The following is a 19,406-nucleotide window of genomic DNA, read 5'->3' on the forward strand; positions in this document are numbered from 1 at the left end:
GTGGCACGTAAAACCCCCATCGAGCGCTACCGAAATATCGGCATCAGCGCTCACATTGACGCCGGCAAGACGACGGTGACCGAGCGTATCCTGTTCTATACGGGTATCAACCACAAGATTGGTGAAGTCCATGACGGTGCTGCGACCATGGACTGGATGGCGCAGGAGCAGGAGCGCGGTATCACGATTACTTCGGCTGCAACCACCTGTTTCTGGAAGGGTATGCAGCTTGACCGCCCCGAGCACCGAGTCAACATCATCGATACCCCGGGTCACGTCGACTTCACCATTGAAGTCGAGCGCTCAATGCGGGTTCTCGATGGCGCGTGCATGATTTATTGCGCGGTCGGGGGTGTGCAGCCGCAATCCGAGACCGTCTGGCGTCAGGCGACCAAGTACAAGGTGCCGCGCCTGGCTTTCATAAACAAGATGGATCGGCAAGGTGCGGACTTCTTCAAAGTCCTGGCGCAGATGAAAACCCGCTTGACCGCCAATCCGGTGGCAATCGTGATTCCGATTGGTAAGGAAGACTACTTCGAGGGTGTTGTCGACCTGATCAAGATGAAGGCCGTCATCTGGGATGAGGCCTCGCTGGGCATGAAGTTCGACTATCGCGAGATTCCGGCTGAGTTGCAGGCGGAAGCTAACGAGTGGCGCGGCAAGATGGTCGAGGCGGCGGCTGAGTCCTCGGAGCAGTTGATGGACCGCTATCTTGAAAATGGTGACCTCGACGAGGCTGATGTCATCAAGGGTCTGCGCGCGCGTACCCTGGCTTGCGAGATCCAGCCGGCCCTGTGCGGAACCGCTTTCAAGAACAAGGGCGTGCAGCGCATGCTCGATGCGGTGATCGATTTGCTGCCGTCGCCGATCGACATTCCGCCGGTAACCGGCGAGCTGGAGAATGGCGAGCAGGGTAGTCGCGAGGCGTCCGATTCCGCCAAGTTCTCCGCGCTGGCCTTCAAGCTGATGACCGACCCCTATGTCGGGCAGTTGACCTTTATTCGCGTCTACTCCGGGGTGCTCAAGTCGGGCGACTTCATCTACAACCCGACCAAGGGGCGTCGCGAGCGGATCGGGCGCGTGCTGCAGATGCACGCCAACAACCGCGAGGAGTTGAAAGAGGTGCTCGCCGGCGACATCGCGGCCTGTGTCGGCCTTAAGGATGTGACCACCGGTGAGACGCTGTGCGATCCGACCGCAGTGATCACTCTTGAGCGGATGATTTTCCCGGAGCCGGTGATACACGTCGCAGTCGAGCCGAAAACCAAGCCCGACCAGGAAAAGATGGGTATCGCACTTGGCCGCCTGGCGCAGGAGGATCCGTCTTTCCGCGTGCGTACGGATGAGGAGTCCGGGCAAACCATTATCTCTGGTATGGGCGAGTTGCACCTGGAGATCATTGTCGACCGCCTGCGTCGCGAGTTCGGGGTCGATGCCAATGTCGGTGCGCCACAAGTGGCTTACCGTGAATGCATCAAGAAGTCGGTTGAACAGGAAGGCAAGTTCGTCAAGCAGTCCGGAGGGCGTGGTCAGTACGGCCACGTGTGGCTGAAGATTGAACCGAACGAGACCGGTAAAGGCTACGAATTCGTCGACGCCATCAAGGGCGGTACGGTGCCGCGGGAGTACATTCCGGCGGTCGACAAGGGCTTGCAGGATGCGATTACCAGCGGTGTGCTGGCTGGCTTCCCGGTCGTCGATATCAAGTTCACCCTCTTCGAGGGCTCTTACCACGACGTCGACTCCAACGAGAACGCTTTTCGTATGGCGGCATCGTTTGCCTTCAAGGAAGGGATGCGTCGCGCCCAGCCAACCCTGCTCGAGCCGATGATGGCTGTGGAAGTCGAGACGCCGGAAGACTATATGGGAAATGTCATGGGCGACCTGTCGAGTCGTCGCGGCATGGTTCAGGGAATGGAAGATGCTCCGGGGAACATCAAGCTGATTCGCGCCGAAGTGCCGCTGGCGGAGATGTTCGGTTATTCGACCACCCTGCGCTCGCTGTCACAGGGTCGTGCGACCTACTCCATGGAATTCAAGCACTACGCCGAAGCGCCGAAGAACGTCGCAGAGGCCATCATCAACAAGAAATGACGTTGTTTTTGAGGATAAGGTAATGGCAAAGGGAAAATTCGAGCGCAACAAACCGCACGTCAACGTTGGCACGATTGGGCACGTTGACCACGGCAAGACAACGCTGACGGCGGCGATCACGACCATTCTGTCGAAGAAGTATGGCGGTACCGCCAAAGCCTACGACCAGATCGATGCGGCGCCGGAAGAGAAGGCGCGCGGGATCACGATCAATACCGCGCACGTCGAGTACGAGACGGCAAAGCGCCACTACGCGCACGTCGATTGCCCGGGTCACGCTGACTACGTGAAGAACATGATCACCGGTGCCGCGCAGATGGACGGCGCGATTCTGGTGTGCTCGGCCGCTGACGGTCCGATGCCGCAGACGCGTGAGCACATTCTGTTGGCCCGCCAGGTGGGCGTACCGTACATCATTGTCTATCTGAACAAGTGCGACATGGTTGATGATGCCGAGCTGCTCGAGCTGGTGGATATGGAAGTGCGCGAGCTGCTTTCCAAGTACGATTTCCCGGGCGACGACGTGCCGATCATCCAGGGTTCTGCCCTAAAGGCCCTTGAGGGTGACCTCGGCGAGCTGGGTGAGCTGTCGGTGCTGGCGCTGGCGGATGCGCTGGATAGCTACATTCCGACCCCCGAGCGCGCGATCGACAAGCCGTTCCTGCTGCCGATCGAAGACGTTTTCTCGATCTCCGGTCGCGGTACGGTAGTTACCGGTCGTGTCGAGCGCGGCATCGTCAAGGTGGGTGAAGAAGTCGAGATTGTTGGTATCCGGCCGACGGTGAAGACCATCTGCACCGGCGTCGAGATGTTCCGCAAGCTGCTCGACGAAGGTCGGGCGGGCGACAACGTTGGTGTTCTGCTGCGCGGCGTCAAGCGTGAAGACGTCGAGCGCGGTCAGGTGCTGGCCAAGCCCGGTTCGATCAAGCCGCACACCCACTTCTCGGGTGAGGTGTATGTCTTGTCGAAAGAAGAGGGTGGTCGTCACACGCCGTTCTTCAATAACTATCGCCCGCAGTTCTACTTCCGCACGACGGATGTGACCGGTGCCATCTCGATGCCTGAAGGTGTTGAAATGGTGATGCCTGGTGACAACATCCAGATGACGGTCAAGCTGATTGCGCCGATCGCCATGGAAGAAGGCCTGCGCTTCGCTATTCGCGAAGGTGGCCGTACCGTCGGTGCCGGCGTGGTTGCAAAAATCATCGAGTAGTTTGAAAAAATACTTCGGGCGGCGCCAGTTGGGCCGCCCATCGCTCTTTGGAATATGACATGCAAAGCCAAAAAATACGGATTCGTCTGAAAGCCTTCGACTATCGCTTGATCGATCAGTCTGCCCAGGAGATCGTCGAAACCGCCAAGCGTACCGGCGCTGTTGTTCGTGGTCCGGTGCCGCTGCCAACGCGCATCCAGCGTTTTGACCTTCTTCGCTCGCCGCACGTCGACAAGACTTCGCGTGATCAGTTCGAGATGCGTACCCATCTTCGCTTGATGGACATCATCGATCCAACCGACAAGACCGTCGATGCGCTGATGAAGCTTGACCTGCCGGCGGGTGTCGACGTCGAAATTAAGTTGCAGTAGCGACTGCCTTACGGCTATAATTGCCGGCTTTGGTCGGGCAGCTGCGTTCTCACGCTGCCCGTTTTGTTTGAAGCGCTCGCCGGCCAATCGTAGCCGGTCAGAGGAGAATAAACATGAGTCTAGGCCTTGTTGGACGCAAGGTCGGCATGACGCGCATTTTTACCGAGGCTGGCGCAAGCATCCCGGTAACCGTGCTCGATGTGTCGAACAATCGCGTCGCTCAGATCAAGACGCAGCAAAACGACGGCTATTCCGTCGTGCAGTTGGCTTTTGGCAAGCGGCGTCCGTCGCGTGTAAGCAAGCCGCTGGCCGGGCACCTGGCCAAGGCTGGCGTCGAAGCCGGTCACGTATTGAAAGAATTTCCTGTTTCTGCCGAGGAGCTCGCTGAGCTGAAGGCTGGCGACCAGGTAAGTATCACCATCTTTGCGGTCGGCCAGAAGGTTGATGTCACCGGCCAGACGATCGGCAAGGGTTTCTCCGGTGCGATCAAACGGCATCACTTTTCGTCTCAGAACGCAACGCACGGCAACTCCGTGTCGCACAAGGCGCTGGGCTCGACGGGTATGGCGCAGGATCCGGGGCGTGTTTTTCCGGGCAAGAAGATGGCTGGTCATCTGGGTGCTGCCAAGCGCACCCAGCAAAATCTCGAAGTCATCCGCGTCGACGTCGAACGACAGTTGCTGCTGCTCAAGGGTGCGGTTCCCGGCTCCAAGGGGTCGGACGTGATCGTGCGTCCTGCAGTCAAGGCGGGGGCATAAATGGAACTCAAGCTTATTAATGAGCAGGGCCAGGAGGCGAGTCTCCTGCAGGCTTCTGATGTTCTCTTCGGTCGCGAATATAGCGAAGCTCTGGTGCACCAGGTGTTGGTTGCTTATCAGGCCAACGCTCGTAGTGGCAATCGCGCTCAGAAAGACCGTGCTGACGTTCGTCACTCGACGAAAAAGCCTTGGCGGCAGAAAGGCACGGGTCGGGCTCGTGCGGGCATGTCGTCGTCGCCAATCTGGCGTGGTGGTGGTCGGGTCTTTCCAAGTACGCCGGACGAAAACTTCAGCCACAAGCTGAACCGCAAGATGTACCGCGCCGGTATGGCGGCCATTCTTTCCCAGTTGGTCCGTGAAGATCGTCTGGCAGTGGTCGATGAGTTTTCGATCGAGGCGCCGAAGACAAAATTATTTGCGGCGAAGATCAAGAGTTTGGGCTATGAGTCCGTACTGGTGATCACTGAGGAGCTTGGTGAGAACGTGTTTCTCGCTTCGCGCAACCTTCCCAATGTGTTGGTTGTGGAAGTTCAGCAGGCCGATCCCGTGTCGCTGGTCCGTTTCCCGAAGGTGTTGATCACCAGGGGTGCGCTGGCCAAGTTTGAGGAGATCCTGGGATGAATCCAGAACGCCTGATGCAAGTACTGCTCGCCCCACAGATCTCCGAGAAGGCGACCTTTATCGCCGACAAGCACGAGCAGGTGATTTTTCGCGTGGTGCCGGATGCGACCAAGCCTGAAGTCAAGGGCGCTGTCGAGTTGCTGTTCAAGGTTTCGGTGAAATCGGTTCAGATGGCCATCGTCAAGGGCAAGCAAAAGAAGTTTGGTCGCGCGATGGGTCGGCGAAAAAGTTGGAAGAAAGCCTACGTGTGCCTGCAAGCGGGGCAGGAGATTAACTTCGTCGATGGAGGGGGCTTCTGATGGCACTCGTCAAAGTCAAGCCGACTTCGCCAGGCCGGCGTGCGGTTGTCAAGGTCGTTAATCCGAAGCTGCACAAGGGCGCGCCGCTGGCGGCCCTGGTCGAGTCACAGTCGCAGCACGCTGGGCGCAACAATAATGGTCATGTCACCAACCGCCACCGTGGCGGCGGTCACAAGCAGCACTATCGCCTGGTTGACTTCAAGCGTACCAAGGACGGCATTCCGGCCAAGGTCGAGCGCCTTGAGTATGATCCAAACCGAACGGCGAGCATTGCTCTCCTCTGTTATGCGGATGGTGAGCGGCGCTACATCATCTCGCCGCGCGGTCTGGTCGTTGGTCAGCAGGTGATCAGTGGCTCGGAAGCGCCGATCAAGGTGGGTAATACGCTGCCGATTCGCAATATTCCGGTGGGTACGACGATCCATTGTGTCGAGATGATTCCCGGCAAGGGTGCGCAGCTGGCGCGCTCTGCGGGTACCTCGGTGCAGTTGCTTGCCCGCGAAGGTGTGCATGCTCAGCTGCGCTTGCGTTCTGGCGAGATCCGCCGGGTGCATGTCGACTGCCGCGCGACGATTGGGGAAGTGGGTAACGAAGAGCATAGCTTGCGCTCGATCGGCAAGGCTGGCGCGAACCGCTGGCGCGGCATCCGTCCGACTGTTCGTGGTGTGGCGATGAACCCGGTCGATCACCCGCATGGCGGTGGTGAAGGCAAGACGGCGGCGGGTATGCACCCGGTCAGCCCCTGGGGTACCAAGACCAAAGGTTATCGTACTCGTCGCAACAAGCGCACGACCTCGATGATCGTGCAGCGCCGTAGTAACAAACGCTAAGGGATAGAGAACCATGGGACGTTCCGTTAAAAAGGGCCCGTTTGCCGATGCCCATCTGATCAAAAAGGTGGACGCCGTGCGCGCGACGGGCGACAAGCGCCCGATCAAGACCTGGTCGCGCCGTTCGACCGTATTGCCGGATTTTGTTGGCCTGACGATTGCTGTGCATAACGGCAAGCAGCACGTACCGGTGTATGTCACAGAGAATATGGTCGGGCATAAGCTCGGCGAGTTTTCGCTGACACGCACTTTCAAAGGTCATACGGCCGGCAAAAAGGCAAAGAGGTAGAACAATGAATATGGAAACTCGTGCTGTTTTGCGCGGCGTTCGCCTGTCGAGCCAGAAGGGTCGACTGGTTGCCGATCAGATCCGCGGCCTGTCGGTGGATAAGGCCCTCAACATCCTGACCTTCAGCCCGAAAAAAGGTGCGGCGATCATCAAGAAAGTGCTTGAGTCGGCGATCGCCAACGCCGAGCACAATGATGGGGCTGATATTGATGAGCTGAAAGTCACAACCATCTGCGTCGAGAAGGGCATGGTGCTCAAGCGCTTTACGGCACGGGCGAAAGGGCGCGGCAACCGGATCGTCAAGCCGACCTGTCACGTTTTTCTGACCGTCGGCAACTGAGGAATAAGTATGGGACAAAAGATTCATCCTACTGGGTTTCGGCTGGCTGTTACTCGTGATTGGTCGTCGCGCTGGTATGCGAACAAGAAAGACTTCGCTGGAATGCTCAACGAAGATGTGCAAGTCCGCGAGTTCCTGAAAAAGAAACTCAAGCACGCTTCCGTCGGCCGCGTTCTCATTGAGCGCCCTGCCAAGAATGCGCGCGTGACTATTTTCTCGGCGCGCCCTGGCGTGGTTATCGGCAAAAAGGGCGAAGAGATCGATAATCTGCGCGGCGCGTTGCAGAAGATCATGGGTGTGCCAGTGCATGTCAGCATCGAAGAGATTCGCAAGCCGGAAATCGATGCGCAGCTGATCGCGGATTCGATTACCCAGCAACTCGAGAAGCGCATCATGTTTCGCCGCGCGATGAAGCGGGCGATGCAGAACGCCATGCGGCTCGGTGCGCAAGGGATCAAGATCATGAGCTCGGGTCGCTTGAACGGTGCCGAGATTGCTCGTCGTGAGTGGTATCGCGAGGGGCGTGTGCCGCTGCACACGCTGCGTGCCGATATTGACTATGCCACCTCGAAAGCGCTGACCACCTATGGACTGATTGGTGTCAAGGTCTGGGTCTACAAGGGTGAAACAATTAGTCGCCACGATCAGACGCTAGCGGCTCCGGAAGGGGCGGCCGACGAGCAGGCGCGCAAACCGCGTCGTGCTACCCGTCCCGGGGATGCCGAGCGACCGCGCGTCGCGGTGAGGGTAAAGCCAGAGGGCCAGGAAGACGCAGCAGGCGTCGAGGGAGCCGCTCCGGACGCGAAGGCGCCGGTGAAACGTGTAAGAAAGGCAGGAACCACAGATGCTTCAGCCAGCTAGAAGAAAGTACCGCAAAGAGCAGAAAGGCCGTAATACCGGCCTGGCGACGCGCGGAGCCAAGGTGAGTTTCGGCGAGTACGGGCTCAAGGCAATTGGTCGCGGTCGTTTGACGGCTCGGCAGATCGAAGCCGCCAGGCGGGCCATGACGCGCCATATTAAGCGCGGTGGCCGGATATGGATCCGGATTTTCCCGGACAAGCCGATTTCGAAGAAGCCTGCGGAAGTGCGCATGGGAAGCGGTAAAGGAAACCCGGAATACTGGGTTGCCGAGATCAAGCCCGGCAAGGTTCTGTACGAGATGGATGGCGTAAACGAAACCCTGGCGCGTGAAGCGTTTTCGCTGGCTGCTGCGAAGCTGCCCATTCCGACGGTTTTCGTAACGCGTATGGTAGGTTGATCATGAAAGTCAGTGAACTCAGAGCAAAAACGGTCGACGAACTGAACAAGGAGTTGCTGGACTTGCTGAAGGCCCAGTTTGGTCTGCGGATGCAGCTGGCAACGCAGCAGTTGTCCAACAATAGTCAGATCGGTAAAGTGCGTCGGCAGATTGCGCGCGTACGCACTCTTCTTCGTGAAAAGGCAGTTCAACAATGAGCGAGACCACCAGCAGCAAGCGCACCTTGGTCGGGCGCGTCGTCAGCGACCGCATGGACAAGACGGTGACGGTCGTCGTCGAGCGCCGTGTCAAGCACGCGATTTACGACAAAATCATGATGCGCTCAAGCAAGTACCACGCGCATGATGACGGCAATGAAGCCAAGGCAGGTGACCTGGTCGAAATCCAGGAGTGTCGCCCGCTATCAAAAAGCAAGTCGTGGGTTGTCACCAAGCTTCTAGAACGCGCGGTTGCGATTTAAAGCTTGCTTTGTTCTCAAGAGCGGCTATAATGCCGCCTTCCTCGCGCTCGGCTGACTCTCGCCTCTGAGCGTTTCTACCCCTACGGGTTCCAAGACTGACCGCTGCTGCGGGACAAGTTGGAGTGACAGATGATTCAAGTACAGACAGTTCTCGACGTCGCCGATAACACCGGTGCGCGCTCGGTGATGTGCATTAAAGTGCTGGGCGGCTCCAAGCGCCGCTACGCGAGTGTTGGCGACATTATCAAGGTCACCGTCAAGGATTCGGCGCCGCGTGGGCGTGTCAAGAAGGGCGACGTATACAGCGCGGTGGTTGTGCGCACGGCCAAGGGTGTGCGCCGCACGGATGGCTCCCTGGTCAAGTTCGACCATAACGCAGCTGTCCTCCTGAATAACAAGATGGAGCCGATTGGTACGCGTATTTTCGGACCGGTTACGCGCGAGCTGCGCGGCGATCGGTTCATGAAGATCGTCTCCCTGGCGCCGGAAGTGCTGTAAGGAAGGTCATGGAAAAGATTCGTAAAGGCGATGACGTCGTCGTCATTGCCGGAAAAGACAAGGGAAAGCGCGGTTCCGTGCTGCAGCGTACTGATTCCGAGCATGTGCTGGTCTCCGGGGTTAATCGCGTCAAGAAGCATGTCAAGCCAAATCCCGTAAAAGGTATCGTCAGCGGCATCATCGAAAAAGAGATGCCGCTGCACGTATCAAATGTATCGCTCTACAATCCGGCGACCAAAAAAGCGGATCGTGTTGGCTTCAAGTTGCTTGAAGACGGTACGAAAGTGCGCTTTTTCAAATCGAACGGCGAAGTGTTGGGGGCCTAAGGAGTAGTCATGGCACGTTTACTGGATTACTACAAGACCACGGTGGTGGCGCAGCTTACCGAAAAGTTCGGCTACAAGTCGGCTATGGAAGTGCCGCGTATCACCAAGGTGACGCTCAACATGGGTGTGGGTGAGGCGATCGCTGACAAGAAGGTGCTTGAGCACGCGATTGGCGACTTGACCAAGATCGCCGGACAGAAACCGGTGACCACCAAGGCACGCAAATCAATTGCTGGCTTCAAGATTCGCACCGGCTATCCGATTGGCTGCATGGTCACTCTGCGTGGGCCGCGCATGTTCGAATTCATTGATCGTCTGGTGACCGTGGCGCTGCCGCGGGTGCGTGACTTTCGCGGTATATCGGGCAAGGGTTTTGATGGCCGTGGCAATTACAACATGGGCCTCAAAGAACAGATCATCTTCCCGGAAATCGAGTACGACAAGATCGACGCGCTGCGCGGCATGAACGTCAGCGTCACGACGACTGCGAAGACCGATGACGAAGCGCGTGCCTTGCTTGGCGCGTTTAAATTTCCCTTCAGGAACTGAGACGAAATGGCAAAACTCTCTGTGATCAACCGCGGTGAGAAGCGGCGCAAGACAGTCGAAAAGTATGCCAAGAAGCGTGCCGAACTGATGGCGGTCATGAACGACCAGAGTCTGTCGGTTGAGGATCGCTTCGAGGCCCGGCTGAAAGTGCAGGCGCTGCCGCGCAACGCGAGCCCGGTTCGGCTGCGTAACAGGTGTGCGTTGACCGGTCGTCCGCGTGGCGTCTTTCGCAAGTTCGGTCTGGGTCGTGGCAAGCTTCGCGACTTCGTCATGCAAGGTGAGGTCCCCGGAATGATCAAGGCTAGCTGGTAGGCAGGAGAGAACGATATGAGTATGAGCGATCCGATCAGCGATATGCTGACACGCATCCGGAATGCCCAGATGGCAAACAAGGCCTCCGTCGCCATGCCGTCTTCCAAAGTAAAGATTGCCATCGCCCAGGTATTGAAGGACGAGGGCTATGTCGAAAATTTCGGCGTCAGTCCCAACGATGGCAAGCCGATTCTGGAGATTGGCTTGAAGTACTACGCCGGTCGTCCGGTGATCGAGCGAATCGATCGCGTTTCCCGGCCAGGCCTGCGGATCTATCGAGGTGCCGACAACATTCCTCCGGTCATGAACGGTCTTGGTGTGGCCATCGTGTCCACGCCCAAGGGTGTCATGACTGACCGCAAGGCACGCGCCAGCCATATTGGCGGCGAAGTGCTCTGCGTCGTCGCGTAAGGGGTAACTATGTCCCGCGTTGCAAAAAAACCAATTGTTCTGCCGCAGGGTGTCGCGGTAGATCTGTCGTCCGATCGAATTTCCGTGAAGGGCCCTCTGGGCTCTCTCGAGTTTGCGTCGCATCCGGCGGTCACTGTCACGCTCGAAGACGGAAGCCTGTCGTGCAAGGCGGTGGTCGGAGTGGCCGAGTCAGTCGCCATGTCGGGCACGATGCGCGCTGTCGTCGCCAATATGGTGACCGGGGTGAGTGCCGGGTTCGAGCGCAAGTTGAATCTCGTTGGCGTCGGCTATCGTGCCCAGGTGCAGGGTGACACGCTAAATCTGACGCTTGGATTTTCGCACCCGGTTGCCTACAAGCTGCCAGGGGGTGTCACTGCGACGACTCCGACGCAGACCGAAATCGTCATCAAGGGTGTCGACCGGCAACTCGTTGGCCAAGTGGCCGCCGAGGTTCGTGCCTACCGTCCGCCGGAGCCTTACAAAGGCAAGGGCGTTCGCTATGTCGACGAAGTGGTCGTGATCAAAGAAACGAAGAAGAAGAAGTAAGGGTGCTGAGATGATTGACAAGAAACAGGCGCGTTTGCGCAGGGCTCGCAAAACCCGGGCCAAAATTGCCGAACTGAAGTCGGTACGTCTGTCGGTTCACCGCAGCAACTGCCACATCTATGCGCAGGTGATTTCAGCCTGTGGCACCAAGGTCCTGGCTGCCGCCTCGTCGCTGGAGCCAGAAGTGCGCAAGAGTTTGCCCAACGGAGGTGATGTCGGTGCCGCCAAGGCAATTGGGCAACTGGTTGCCGAGCGTGCCAGGAAGGCCGGGATCGAGCAGGTCTCCTTTGACCGTTCCGGGTTTCAATATCACGGACGGGTCAAGGCGCTTGCCGAGGCGGCGCGTGAAGCCGGCCTTAAGTTCTGACCGCCGCACCCTGCAAAGAATTGGAGTAATCAATGGCTAGACCACAAGGCAGAAAACCGCAGCAGTCTGACAAACCCGATGACGGCATGCGCGAGAAAATGATTTCGATCAACCGCGTAACGAAGGTGGTCAAGGGCGGTCGGATTCTCGGTTTCGCGGCGCTTACCGTCGTTGGTGATGGTGACGGACGCGTGGGTATGGGCAAGGGCAAGTCGCGCGAAGTGCCGGTGGCTGTTCAAAAAGCCATGGAAGAGGCGCGGCGCAACCTAATCAAGGTAAGCCTCAAGAACGGTACTCTGCAACATACCGTTTTTGGCCGGCACGGTGCATCGACGGTGATGATGCAACCTGCGCCGGAGGGTACGGGTGTGATCGCCGGTGGTGCGATGAGAGCAGTGTTCGACGTGATCGGAATGACTAACGTGGTCGCCAAGGCACACGGGTCGACCAATCCCTATAATGTTGTCCGCGCGACGATCAACGGCCTCCGCTCGATGACCACGCCTGCCGAAGTTGCGGCCAAGCGAGGCAAGACCGTCGCCGAGATCCAGGGGTAAGAGATGCTTGAGAAAAAAGTAAAAGTGACGCTTGTCAGGAGCCTGATCGGGACCAGAGAATCGCATCGTGCGACAGTGCGCGGCCTGGGTCTGCGGCGGATGCATAGTAGCGCGATACTTGAAGATACTCCGGCGGTTCGCGGGATGATCAACAAGGTCAGCTATCTCTTGAAATGTGAGGGCTGAGATGGACCTGAATACTGTTCAAGCTGGCGAGGGTGCCCGCACAAACAAAAAGCGCGTTGGTCGTGGCGTTGGTTCCGGTTGGGGCAAGACTTGTGGGCGTGGTCACAAAGGCCAGAAATCGCGTGCCGGTGGCTTTCACAAAGTGGGTTTTGAGGGCGGTCAGATGCCTTTGCAGCGCCGTCTTCCCAAGCGTGGCTTCAAGTCGCTGACCGGCGCCCGTAATGTAGAAGTACGGCTGTCTGACATTGCGCGCTTGCCAGTTGATGAGATCGATTTGGCGACCTTGCGTCAGGCGAACCTGGTGCCTCAGCAAGTGCTGGCGGCAAAGGTTGTTCTGTCGGGCGGGATCACGCGGAAAGTGTCGCTCAAGGGTGTTGGCGCAACTGCCGGCGCTCGAGCCGCGATCGAAGCCGCGGGCGGCAGCGTCTCCGAATAACGAGTTGGCAGGGGTGAAATTCTTTGGCAACTAGTCCTAGCACAGTCAGCAAAGGCGGGAAATTCGGCGACCTGAAACGTCGGCTTTGGTTCCTGCTCGGCGCTCTGGTTGTGTACCGGATCGGTGCGCATATCCCCGTTCCGGGAATCGATTCGCAAGTTCTCGCCGAACTCTTCGGTAGGCAGCAGGGCGGCATTCTGGGCATGTTCAACATGTTCTCCGGCGGTGCATTGTCGCGGTTCACAATTTTTGCGCTGGGGATCATGCCGTATATTTCGGCGTCGATCATCATGCAGTTGATGACCCATGCCAGTCCGCAGCTGGAGGCGCTGAAGAAAGAGGGCGAAGCCGGAAGGCGCAAGATCACGCAGTACACGCGCTACGGTACGGTCGCTCTGGCTCTGTTTCAGGGGATGGGCATAGCCGTGGCGGTAGAGTCGCAGCCGGGCCTGGTGCTTGACCCGGGAATGATGTTTCGCTTCGTCACCGTTACCACGCTAGTCACCGGAACGATGTTCCTGATGTGGCTGGGCGAGCAGATCACCGAACGGGGACTGGGCAATGGAATCTCGCTGATTATTTTCGCAGGTATCGCAGCGGGCTTGCCAAGTGCCATCGGGGGTCTGCTGGAGCTGGTCCGAACTGGCGCGATGCATCCGCTTACGGCGCTGGTGATCTGTGTTCTCGTGGTCTTGGTCACCGCTTTTGTGGTTTTCGTCGAGCGCGGTCAGCGCAAGATTCTGGTGAACTACGCGAAGCGTCAGGTGGGCAACAAGGTTTACGGCGGGCAAAGCTCGCATCTGCCGCTGAAGCTGAACATGGCGGGTGTGATCCCGCCGATCTTTGCCTCGTCGATCATTCTCTTTCCAGCAACGATCGCCGGCTGGTTTGGTAGCGGTGAGTCGGGGCGTTGGCTGAAGGATATCGCTGGTGCGCTGTCGCCAGGACAGCCGATCTATGTGATGCTTTATGCTGCAGCGATTATTTTCTTTTGCTTTTTCTATACGGCTCTGGTTTTCAACTCCAGGGAAACGGCAGACAATCTGAAGAGAAGTGGGGCCTTCGTTCCGGGGATCCGACCGGGGGATCAGACGGCCCGCTACATTGACAGGATACTGATGCGTTTGACACTTGTCGGCGCTCTCTACATTACCATCGTGTGCTTGCTACCAGAGTTCATGATCCTGAAGTGGAATGTCCCCTTCTACTTTGGCGGCACTTCGCTATTAATCATCGTCGTTGTGACGATGGATTTTATGACCCAGGTGCAGGCCTACACGATGTCGCACCAGTACGAGAGCCTGCTGAAGAAGGCTAACTTCAAAGGCTCCGGGTTACCGGCGAAATAGGATGGCAAAGGAAGATTTAATTGAAATGCAGGGCGAGGTTATCGAAAACCTCCCCAACGCAACATTTCGGGTGAAACTGGAGAACGGTCACGTAGTTCTTGGTTTTATCTCTGGCAAGATGCGCATGCACTACATTCGCATTCTGCCAGGTGACAAGGTGACGGTTCAGCTGACACCCTATGACTTGAGCAGAGCGCGAATAGTCTTCCGCGCCAAGTGAAGAATCTCTACGCAACAATTCGGTTTCAGGCTGGCTGCGCCTGCTGCCGAAGAATCAGGAGTTAACAATGAAAGTGCTGGCCTCTGTGAAGCGCATCTGCCGGAAATGCAAGATCGTTCGGCGTCACGGCATTGTGCGCGTGATCTGTACGGATCCACGTCACAAACAGCGTCAAGGTTGATCGCTGCGACCCGGATGCAAGGGTCGTCAGTCGGTTGAAGTATAACTGTAAGTTTGGATTAGTTGGGGTGAATCAATGGCCCGCATCGCAGGCGTAAACCTACCGAACCACCAGCACGCCGAGATTGCGCTCACCGCGATCTACGGTATCGGCCGTCCGCGCGCACAGAAGATTTGTGATGCTGCTGGGGTTTTACGTTCCACCAAGATGAAGGATATGACGGAAGCCGAGTTGGAGCGTTTACGCGACCAGATTGGCAGATTTGCCGTCGAGGGCGATTTGCGCCGCGAAGTCACGATGAGCATCAAGCGCTTGATGGACCTCGGGTGCTACCGTGGCCTTCGTCATCGCAAGGGCCTGCCGTCTCGCGGTCAGCGTACGAAGACCAACGCCCGCACCCGGAAAGGTCCGCGCAAGCCGATCGCCGGCAAGAAGTGATTAGCAAATAGGATCTGACCATGGCCAAGACCGCTGGAAAAGTTCGCAAAAAAGTCAAGGTAAAGAAGAACGTAGCTGAGGGCGTCGCCCATATTCACGCATCGTTCAACAATACCATTATTACCATCACCGATCGTCAGGGTAACGCCCTGTCGTGGGCTACCTCGGGCGGCGCCGGTTTCAAGGGCTCACGTAAGAGCACTCCGTTTGCTGCGCAGGTGGCTGCTGAAGCGGCCGGCAAAGTGGCTGTCGAGTGTGGCGTCAAAAACCTCGAAGTGCGCATCAAGGGCCCTGGCCCGGGACGCGAGTCTTCGGTGCGTGCACTCAACGCGCTTGGCATGAAGATTACGGCGATTACCGATGTGACGCCGATCCCGCACAACGGCTGCCGTCCGCCGAAGAAGCGTCGGATTTAAGGAGAAGATAGAGTGGCTCGCAACCTAGATCCGAAGTGCCGTCAGTGCCGCCGCGAAGGCGAGAAGCTGTTCCTGAAGGGCGAAAAGTGTTTTACCGACAAATGCGCCATCGAGCGTCGCTCGTATGCACCGGGACAACACGGCCAGAAGTCGGGGCAGCGTCTGTCCGACTACGGTGTACACCTGCGCGAAAAGCAGAAGATCCGGCGTATCTACGGTGTCCTAGAGGGACAGTTCCGTAAGGTCTACAAAGAAGCGGACCGTCGCAAAGGGGTGACCGGCGAGGTGCTGCTGCAGTTGCTGGAAGCTCGCCTTGACAACGTCGTCCATCGCATGGGCTTCGCGGCATCGCGCTCGGAGTCCCGCCAGCTGGTCAGGCACAACGGCATGCTGGTGAACGGCCGTCGGGTCAACATTCCTTCTTACCAGGTGCGTCCAGGCGATGTCATCGAGGTTTGCGAGAAGGCCAAGGCGCAGCTTCGTGTCAAGGCTTCAGCTGCCGCTGCCGAATCGCGGGGTTTTCCGGCGTGGGTAGAAGTGGACGCAAAGACGCTGAAAGGCACCTATAAGGCGCATCCGGAACGGAGTGAACTGCCGCCGACGATCAACGAGAGTCTGGTCATCGAGCTCTACTCGAAGTAGTAGTGGCTAGGCAGGCTTGACGGTATCAGGCAAAGGACAGTACATGCAAAGCAGTGGACTATTTAAACCGCGCATTATCGATGTGCAGAGCTTGTCGCCGGTTCATGCTCGGGTGGTCATGGAGCCGTTTGAACGCGGTTACGGGCATACTTTGGGCAATGCCCTGCGGCGGATTCTGCTCTCTTCCATGCCCGGCTACGCGCTGACCGAGGTAAGCATAGACGGAGTCCTCCACGAGTACTCGTCAATTGACGGCGTTCAGGAGGATGTCGTCGATATTTTGCTCAACCTCAAGGGCGTGGTCTTCAAGTTGCACAATCGCGAGGAGGTGGTTGTTCGTCTCGCCAAGGAAGGCAAGGGTGTCGTTCGTGCGGCGGATATCGAGGTTTCTCACGATGTCGAGATAATCAACCCGGAACACGTGATTGCCCACCTTTCAGCCGGTGGCAAGCTGGCCATGGAAATGAAGGTTGAAAAGTCGCTCGGTTATGTGGCGGGCAATGTTCGCGACCTGGGCGACGGCGGGAAGAGCATCGGCAAACTGGTTCTCGACGCGTCATTCAGCCCGGTTCGTCGGGTCAGCTATAACGTTGAGAGCGCTCGCGTCGAGCAACGCACCGACCTTGACAAGCTGATCATGGAAATCGAGACCAACGGAGCGATTGAACCGGAAGAGGCGATTCGCACCGCGGCTCGTATTCTGATGGAACAACTTTCGGTGTTTGCCGATCTTGCTGGAACGGCGTTGCCCGTCGAATATCAGAAGACGGTGCAGGTGGATCCGCTACTGTTGCGCCCGGTGGACGATCTTGAGCTGACCGTGCGGTCGGCGAATTGTCTGAAAGCGGAAAACATCTACTACATTGGTGATCTGATTCAGCGGACCGAGAACGAACTGCTGAAGACGCCTAATCTCGGGCGTAAGTCGCTTAACGAAATCAAGGAAGTGTTGGCCGCGCGCGGCCTGACGCTTGGCATGAAGCTTGAGAACTGGCCGCCGGCCGGGCTCGACAAATAAGTCGCCGGACAAGAACAGGAAGGAATTGATATGCGTCACCGTTTGGGTCTTCGCAAACTGAATCGTACCAGCGCCCATCGGCTGGCGATGTTGCGCAATATGACTGTATCTCTGCTGCGTGAAGAGGTCATCAAGACGACTTTGCCCAAGGCAAAGGAACTTCGCCGGGTTGTCGAGCCGATCATCACGCTTGGCAAGAAGCCGAGCCTTGCCAATCGGCGCCTGGCGTTTGACCGCCTACGCGACCGTGACATGGTCGTCAAAGTGTTTGATGAGCTTGGACCGCGTTTCGCGACGCGTAGTGGCGGCTATCTGCGGATTCTCAAGTGTGGTTTCCGTGTCGGTGATAACGCCCCGATGGCTCTGGTCGAATTGCTGGACCGGCCCGAAGGCGAGGCTGCTACGGGCGCTGCCGAGTAAAAGCTGGGGCTCAAAAGCTGGCGTAAGCCTCCGCGGATAAAAAAACCAGGCCAGGCCTGGTTTTTTTGTGTGTGATGTTAGCGGCTTTTGGTTAGCGGATGGCGCTGCGCCCGACCGGGACGACGGTCGCCGACGCCGCCTTTGGCGCCGTCTCCTCCTGCTGCTGCAGCTCCCACATCTGCGCGTAGAGGCCTCTGGCCTGCAACAGCTGCGGGTGCGAACCGCGCTCGACGATGCGTCCAGCGTCCATGACCAGGATCTGGTCCGCATTCATGATCGTCGATAGGCGGTGGGCGATGACCAGCGTGGTCCGCCCGCGGGCCGCGTTGTCAAGGCTGGCCTGGATCGCTTTTTCGGTTTTTGAGTCCAGGGCCGAGGTGGCTTCATCGAAGATCAGTACCGGCGGGTTCTTGAGCAGCGCGCGAGCGATCGCCACGCGCTGCTTTTCACCCCCGGAGAGTTTCAGGCCGCGCTCGCCGACGCGCGTTTCGTAGCCATCAGGGAGCTGCTCGATGAAACGCGCTAGCTGAGCCGCTGCCGCAGCAGCCAAGACTTCGTCGTGGCTGGCGTCCGGGCGACCGTACTGAATGTTGTAGTAGATGCTGTTGTTGAAGAGCACGGTATCCTGCGGAACGATGCCGATCGCGGCGCGCAGACTGGCTTGGGTCAGCTGTCGTAAATCGCTCCCGTTGGCGCGGATCTGGCCGCCGCTGACATCGTAGAAGCGATACAGAAGGCGCGCCAGGGTTGATTTGCCGGAGCCCGACTCGCCGACCACGGCGACCGTGTGGCCGGCAGGGATAGTGAAGTCGACGCTGTGCAGAATCTGGCGGTTCGCTTCGTAGAAGAAGTCGACTGCGCAGAAACGGACCTGCACGGGGCCGGGCGGCAGTACGGTGGCGGAGGTTGCGTCGGCGATTTCGCGGTTGACCGCGAGCAGACCGAACATGCGCTCGATGTCGGTCAGCGACTGTCGAATTTCCCGGTAGACGACGCCGAGGAAGTTGAGTGGCATGTAGAGCTGAATCAGGAAGGCATTGACCAGTACCAGGTCACCAATGGTCATCGTGCCATCAACGACGCCAGCGGCAGCTCGCCACATCATTGCCGTCACCCCCAAAGCGATACTGACCTGCTGACCAAGGTTCAGCCAGGACAGCGAGATTCGGCTTCTCGTCGCGGCGTCTTCCCAGTCGCCCAGTTGTTGGTCGTAGCGTTGCGCTTCATATTCCTCGTTGTTGAAATATTTGACTGTCTCGTAGTTGATCAGGCTATCGATGGCGCGCGTATTGGCGGCCGAGTCGGTCTCGTTGACTTTCCGTCTGATGGCGATTCGCCAGTTGCTCACCTTGACCGTGAACACCACGTAGGCGCCCAGCGAAGCCAGGGTGATGAGGACGAAGACGCTGTCGTAGCGGGCAAAGAGGATGGCCAGGACGAGGCCGATTTCGACCAGGGTGGGGAGGATCGAATAGAGCGCATAGCTGATCAGATTGGAAATCGAGCGGCTGCCGCGCTCGATATCGCGTGACACCCCACCGGTTTCGCGATGCAGGTGAAAGCGAAGTGACAGTTCGTGCAGGTGGCGAAAGACTTCCACCGCGATGCGCCGCACGGCGCGTTGTGTGACGCGCGCAAAGAGGATTTCGCGCAACTCCGTAAACAGGGTGCTCGAAAAACGTAGCGCGCCGTACAAGGCGAGCAGCAGGGCTGGCAGAACCAGCACCTGCTGCTCGCTGCTCAGGGCGTCGATCATGTCCTTGAAAACCAGGGGCACGGCAACGTTGGCCAGCTTGGCAGTGAACAGGCAGGACAGCGCCAACAGGACCCGCCACTTGTACTGCCACAGATACGGAACGAGCTTTTTCAGCGTTAGCCAGAGGTGGGCGTCGGCGGCTGCTGGGCGATCGAGAGCGGCGGTGGACGTGGTAGAGCGGCGCATGTGAGTGATGAGGTGGTGGTGGACCAGCGCTGCAGTATGCCTGTTGTGACGGCGCAGGG

General features: G+C 58.1%; 32 protein-coding genes. 31 read left to right on the top strand and 1 reads right to left on the bottom strand.

Translation table 11 applies throughout. The features are described 5' to 3' along the window. From fusA to rplQ, 31 genes are all read left to right on the top strand, one after another. Nucleotides 1-2,094 (top strand): elongation factor G, encoded by a 2,094-nt coding sequence (fusA, locus tag QZ648_RS04485; RefSeq protein ID WP_169067188.1) that lies wholly within the window; start codon nucleotides 1-3, stop codon nucleotides 2,092-2,094. A gap of 22 nt (nucleotides 2,095-2,116) precedes the next feature. Further along, nucleotides 2,117-3,307 carry an elongation factor Tu gene (tuf, locus tag QZ648_RS04490; protein WP_291996229.1) on the top strand — a complete coding sequence of 397 codons (1,191 nt, stop codon included), beginning with the start codon at nucleotides 2,117-2,119 and terminating at the stop codon, nucleotides 3,305-3,307. Nucleotides 3,308-3,366: 59 nt separating this feature from the next. Continuing rightward, the gene (rpsJ, locus tag QZ648_RS04495; protein ID WP_169066515.1) at nucleotides 3,367-3,678 is read left to right on the top strand and encodes a 30S ribosomal protein S10; all 312 of its coding nucleotides are present in this window, start codon (nucleotides 3,367-3,369) and stop codon (nucleotides 3,676-3,678) included. Nucleotides 3,679-3,791: 113 nt separating this feature from the next. Beyond that, nucleotides 3,792-4,436 carry a 50S ribosomal protein L3 gene (gene rplC, locus QZ648_RS04500; protein ID WP_169066516.1) on the top strand — a complete coding sequence of 215 codons (645 nt, stop codon included), beginning with the start codon at nucleotides 3,792-3,794 and terminating at the stop codon, nucleotides 4,434-4,436. Beyond that, nucleotides 4,437-5,057 carry a 50S ribosomal protein L4 gene (gene rplD, locus QZ648_RS04505; RefSeq protein WP_169066517.1) on the top strand — a complete coding sequence of 207 codons (621 nt, stop codon included), beginning with the start codon at nucleotides 4,437-4,439 and terminating at the stop codon, nucleotides 5,055-5,057. Beyond that, entirely contained in the window at nucleotides 5,054-5,356 is a 303-nt protein-coding gene (gene rplW / locus QZ648_RS04510; protein WP_291996230.1) for a 50S ribosomal protein L23, read from the top strand. Before rplD ends, rplW begins: the two co-directional genes overlap by 4 nt. Beyond that, nucleotides 5,356-6,186 carry a 50S ribosomal protein L2 gene (gene rplB / locus QZ648_RS04515; RefSeq protein WP_169066518.1) on the top strand — a complete coding sequence of 277 codons (831 nt, stop codon included), beginning with the start codon at nucleotides 5,356-5,358 and terminating at the stop codon, nucleotides 6,184-6,186. The genes rplW and rplB overlap by 1 nt, the downstream gene beginning before the upstream one ends. A 13-nt stretch (nucleotides 6,187-6,199) precedes the next feature. After that, nucleotides 6,200-6,475, top strand: coding sequence for a 30S ribosomal protein S19 (gene rpsS, locus QZ648_RS04520; protein ID WP_042333105.1), 276 nt, complete (start codon nucleotides 6,200-6,202; stop codon nucleotides 6,473-6,475). Between the two features lie 10 nt (nucleotides 6,476-6,485). Further along, nucleotides 6,486-6,815: a 50S ribosomal protein L22 gene (rplV, locus tag QZ648_RS04525; RefSeq protein WP_291996541.1), complete on the top strand. Its 330-nt coding sequence runs from the start codon at nucleotides 6,486-6,488 to the stop codon at nucleotides 6,813-6,815. Between the two features lie 9 nt (nucleotides 6,816-6,824). Next, entirely contained in the window at nucleotides 6,825-7,676 is an 852-nt protein-coding gene (rpsC, locus tag QZ648_RS04530; RefSeq protein WP_291996231.1) for a 30S ribosomal protein S3, read from the top strand. Continuing rightward, entirely contained in the window at nucleotides 7,660-8,073 is a 414-nt protein-coding gene (rplP, locus tag QZ648_RS04535; protein WP_169066520.1) for a 50S ribosomal protein L16, read from the top strand. The genes rpsC and rplP overlap by 17 nt, the downstream gene beginning before the upstream one ends. Nucleotides 8,074-8,075: 2 nt before the next feature. Then, complete coding sequence (gene rpmC, locus QZ648_RS04540) at nucleotides 8,076-8,270, top strand: 50S ribosomal protein L29 (protein WP_034923805.1); 195 nt, start codon at nucleotides 8,076-8,078, stop codon at nucleotides 8,268-8,270. Continuing rightward, nucleotides 8,267-8,533: a 30S ribosomal protein S17 gene (gene rpsQ / locus QZ648_RS04545; protein WP_169066521.1), complete on the top strand. Its 267-nt coding sequence runs from the start codon at nucleotides 8,267-8,269 to the stop codon at nucleotides 8,531-8,533. Before rpmC ends, rpsQ begins: the two co-directional genes overlap by 4 nt. Before the next feature lie 129 nt (nucleotides 8,534-8,662). After that, nucleotides 8,663-9,031, top strand: coding sequence for a 50S ribosomal protein L14 (rplN, locus tag QZ648_RS04550; RefSeq protein WP_169066522.1), 369 nt, complete (start codon nucleotides 8,663-8,665; stop codon nucleotides 9,029-9,031). Between the two features lie 8 nt (nucleotides 9,032-9,039). Then, nucleotides 9,040-9,357: a 50S ribosomal protein L24 gene (gene rplX, locus QZ648_RS04555; RefSeq protein ID WP_169066523.1), complete on the top strand. Its 318-nt coding sequence runs from the start codon at nucleotides 9,040-9,042 to the stop codon at nucleotides 9,355-9,357. A gap of 9 nt (nucleotides 9,358-9,366) precedes the next feature. Further along, the gene (gene rplE / locus QZ648_RS04560; RefSeq protein ID WP_169066524.1) at nucleotides 9,367-9,906 is read left to right on the top strand and encodes a 50S ribosomal protein L5; all 540 of its coding nucleotides are present in this window, start codon (nucleotides 9,367-9,369) and stop codon (nucleotides 9,904-9,906) included. Nucleotides 9,907-9,912: 6 nt separating this feature from the next. Next, nucleotides 9,913-10,218 carry a 30S ribosomal protein S14 gene (rpsN, locus tag QZ648_RS04565; RefSeq protein ID WP_169066525.1) on the top strand — a complete coding sequence of 102 codons (306 nt, stop codon included), beginning with the start codon at nucleotides 9,913-9,915 and terminating at the stop codon, nucleotides 10,216-10,218. Nucleotides 10,219-10,233: 15 nt separating this feature from the next. Further along, nucleotides 10,234-10,629: a 30S ribosomal protein S8 gene (gene rpsH, locus QZ648_RS04570; RefSeq protein WP_169066526.1), complete on the top strand. Its 396-nt coding sequence runs from the start codon at nucleotides 10,234-10,236 to the stop codon at nucleotides 10,627-10,629. A gap of 9 nt (nucleotides 10,630-10,638) precedes the next feature. After that, entirely contained in the window at nucleotides 10,639-11,175 is a 537-nt protein-coding gene (gene rplF / locus QZ648_RS04575; RefSeq protein WP_291996232.1) for a 50S ribosomal protein L6, read from the top strand. A 13-nt stretch (nucleotides 11,176-11,188) separates the two neighbouring features. Beyond that, the gene (gene rplR, locus QZ648_RS04580) at nucleotides 11,189-11,542 is read left to right on the top strand and encodes a 50S ribosomal protein L18 (protein WP_291996542.1); all 354 of its coding nucleotides are present in this window, start codon (nucleotides 11,189-11,191) and stop codon (nucleotides 11,540-11,542) included. A 32-nt stretch (nucleotides 11,543-11,574) separates the two neighbouring features. Beyond that, nucleotides 11,575-12,099, top strand: a complete 525-nt coding sequence (gene rpsE / locus QZ648_RS04585; protein ID WP_291996233.1) for a 30S ribosomal protein S5 — start codon at nucleotides 11,575-11,577, stop codon at nucleotides 12,097-12,099. Between the two features lie 3 nt (nucleotides 12,100-12,102). After that, the gene (gene rpmD, locus QZ648_RS04590; protein ID WP_291996234.1) at nucleotides 12,103-12,285 is read left to right on the top strand and encodes a 50S ribosomal protein L30; all 183 of its coding nucleotides are present in this window, start codon (nucleotides 12,103-12,105) and stop codon (nucleotides 12,283-12,285) included. 1 nt (nucleotide 12,286) lies between these two features. Next, nucleotides 12,287-12,721, top strand: coding sequence for a 50S ribosomal protein L15 (gene rplO / locus QZ648_RS04595; RefSeq protein WP_291996235.1), 435 nt, complete (start codon nucleotides 12,287-12,289; stop codon nucleotides 12,719-12,721). Nucleotides 12,722-12,744: 23 nt separating this feature from the next. Beyond that, the gene (gene secY, locus QZ648_RS04600; RefSeq protein WP_291996236.1) at nucleotides 12,745-14,070 is read left to right on the top strand and encodes a preprotein translocase subunit SecY; all 1,326 of its coding nucleotides are present in this window, start codon (nucleotides 12,745-12,747) and stop codon (nucleotides 14,068-14,070) included. 1 nt (nucleotide 14,071) lies between these two features. After that, nucleotides 14,072-14,290 carry a translation initiation factor IF-1 gene (gene infA / locus QZ648_RS04605; protein ID WP_015767904.1) on the top strand — a complete coding sequence of 73 codons (219 nt, stop codon included), beginning with the start codon at nucleotides 14,072-14,074 and terminating at the stop codon, nucleotides 14,288-14,290. A 67-nt stretch (nucleotides 14,291-14,357) separates the two neighbouring features. Further along, the gene (rpmJ, locus tag QZ648_RS04610; RefSeq protein ID WP_169066530.1) at nucleotides 14,358-14,471 is read left to right on the top strand and encodes a 50S ribosomal protein L36; all 114 of its coding nucleotides are present in this window, start codon (nucleotides 14,358-14,360) and stop codon (nucleotides 14,469-14,471) included. Nucleotides 14,472-14,546: 75 nt separating this feature from the next. After that, complete coding sequence (gene rpsM, locus QZ648_RS04615; RefSeq protein ID WP_169066531.1) at nucleotides 14,547-14,909, top strand: 30S ribosomal protein S13; 363 nt, start codon at nucleotides 14,547-14,549, stop codon at nucleotides 14,907-14,909. Nucleotides 14,910-14,929: 20 nt separating this feature from the next. Continuing rightward, on the top strand, nucleotides 14,930-15,325 hold the full coding sequence (gene rpsK / locus QZ648_RS04620) for a 30S ribosomal protein S11 (RefSeq protein ID WP_043563774.1): 396 nt from the start codon (nucleotides 14,930-14,932) through the stop codon (nucleotides 15,323-15,325). A gap of 12 nt (nucleotides 15,326-15,337) precedes the next feature. After that, complete coding sequence (gene rpsD / locus QZ648_RS04625; RefSeq protein WP_169066532.1) at nucleotides 15,338-15,967, top strand: 30S ribosomal protein S4; 630 nt, start codon at nucleotides 15,338-15,340, stop codon at nucleotides 15,965-15,967. A gap of 43 nt (nucleotides 15,968-16,010) precedes the next feature. After that, nucleotides 16,011-16,985: a DNA-directed RNA polymerase subunit alpha gene (rpoA, locus tag QZ648_RS04630; RefSeq protein ID WP_169066533.1), complete on the top strand. Its 975-nt coding sequence runs from the start codon at nucleotides 16,011-16,013 to the stop codon at nucleotides 16,983-16,985. Between the two features lie 30 nt (nucleotides 16,986-17,015). Further along, the gene (rplQ, locus tag QZ648_RS04635; RefSeq protein ID WP_291996237.1) at nucleotides 17,016-17,405 is read left to right on the top strand and encodes a 50S ribosomal protein L17; all 390 of its coding nucleotides are present in this window, start codon (nucleotides 17,016-17,018) and stop codon (nucleotides 17,403-17,405) included. A gap of 91 nt (nucleotides 17,406-17,496) precedes the next feature. On the opposite strand, the gene QZ648_RS04640 is transcribed toward rplQ, so the two are convergent. Then, nucleotides 17,497-19,347 carry an ABC transporter ATP-binding protein/permease gene (locus QZ648_RS04640; RefSeq protein ID WP_291996238.1) on the bottom strand — a complete coding sequence of 617 codons (1,851 nt, stop codon included), beginning with the start codon at nucleotides 19,345-19,347 and terminating at the stop codon, nucleotides 17,497-17,499. Nucleotides 19,348-19,406: the final 59 nt, after the last annotated feature.

Source organism: Candidatus Accumulibacter sp. ACC012 (assembly GCF_907163155.1).
Taxonomy (GTDB): Bacteria; Pseudomonadota; Gammaproteobacteria; order Burkholderiales; family Rhodocyclaceae; genus Accumulibacter; species Accumulibacter delftensis.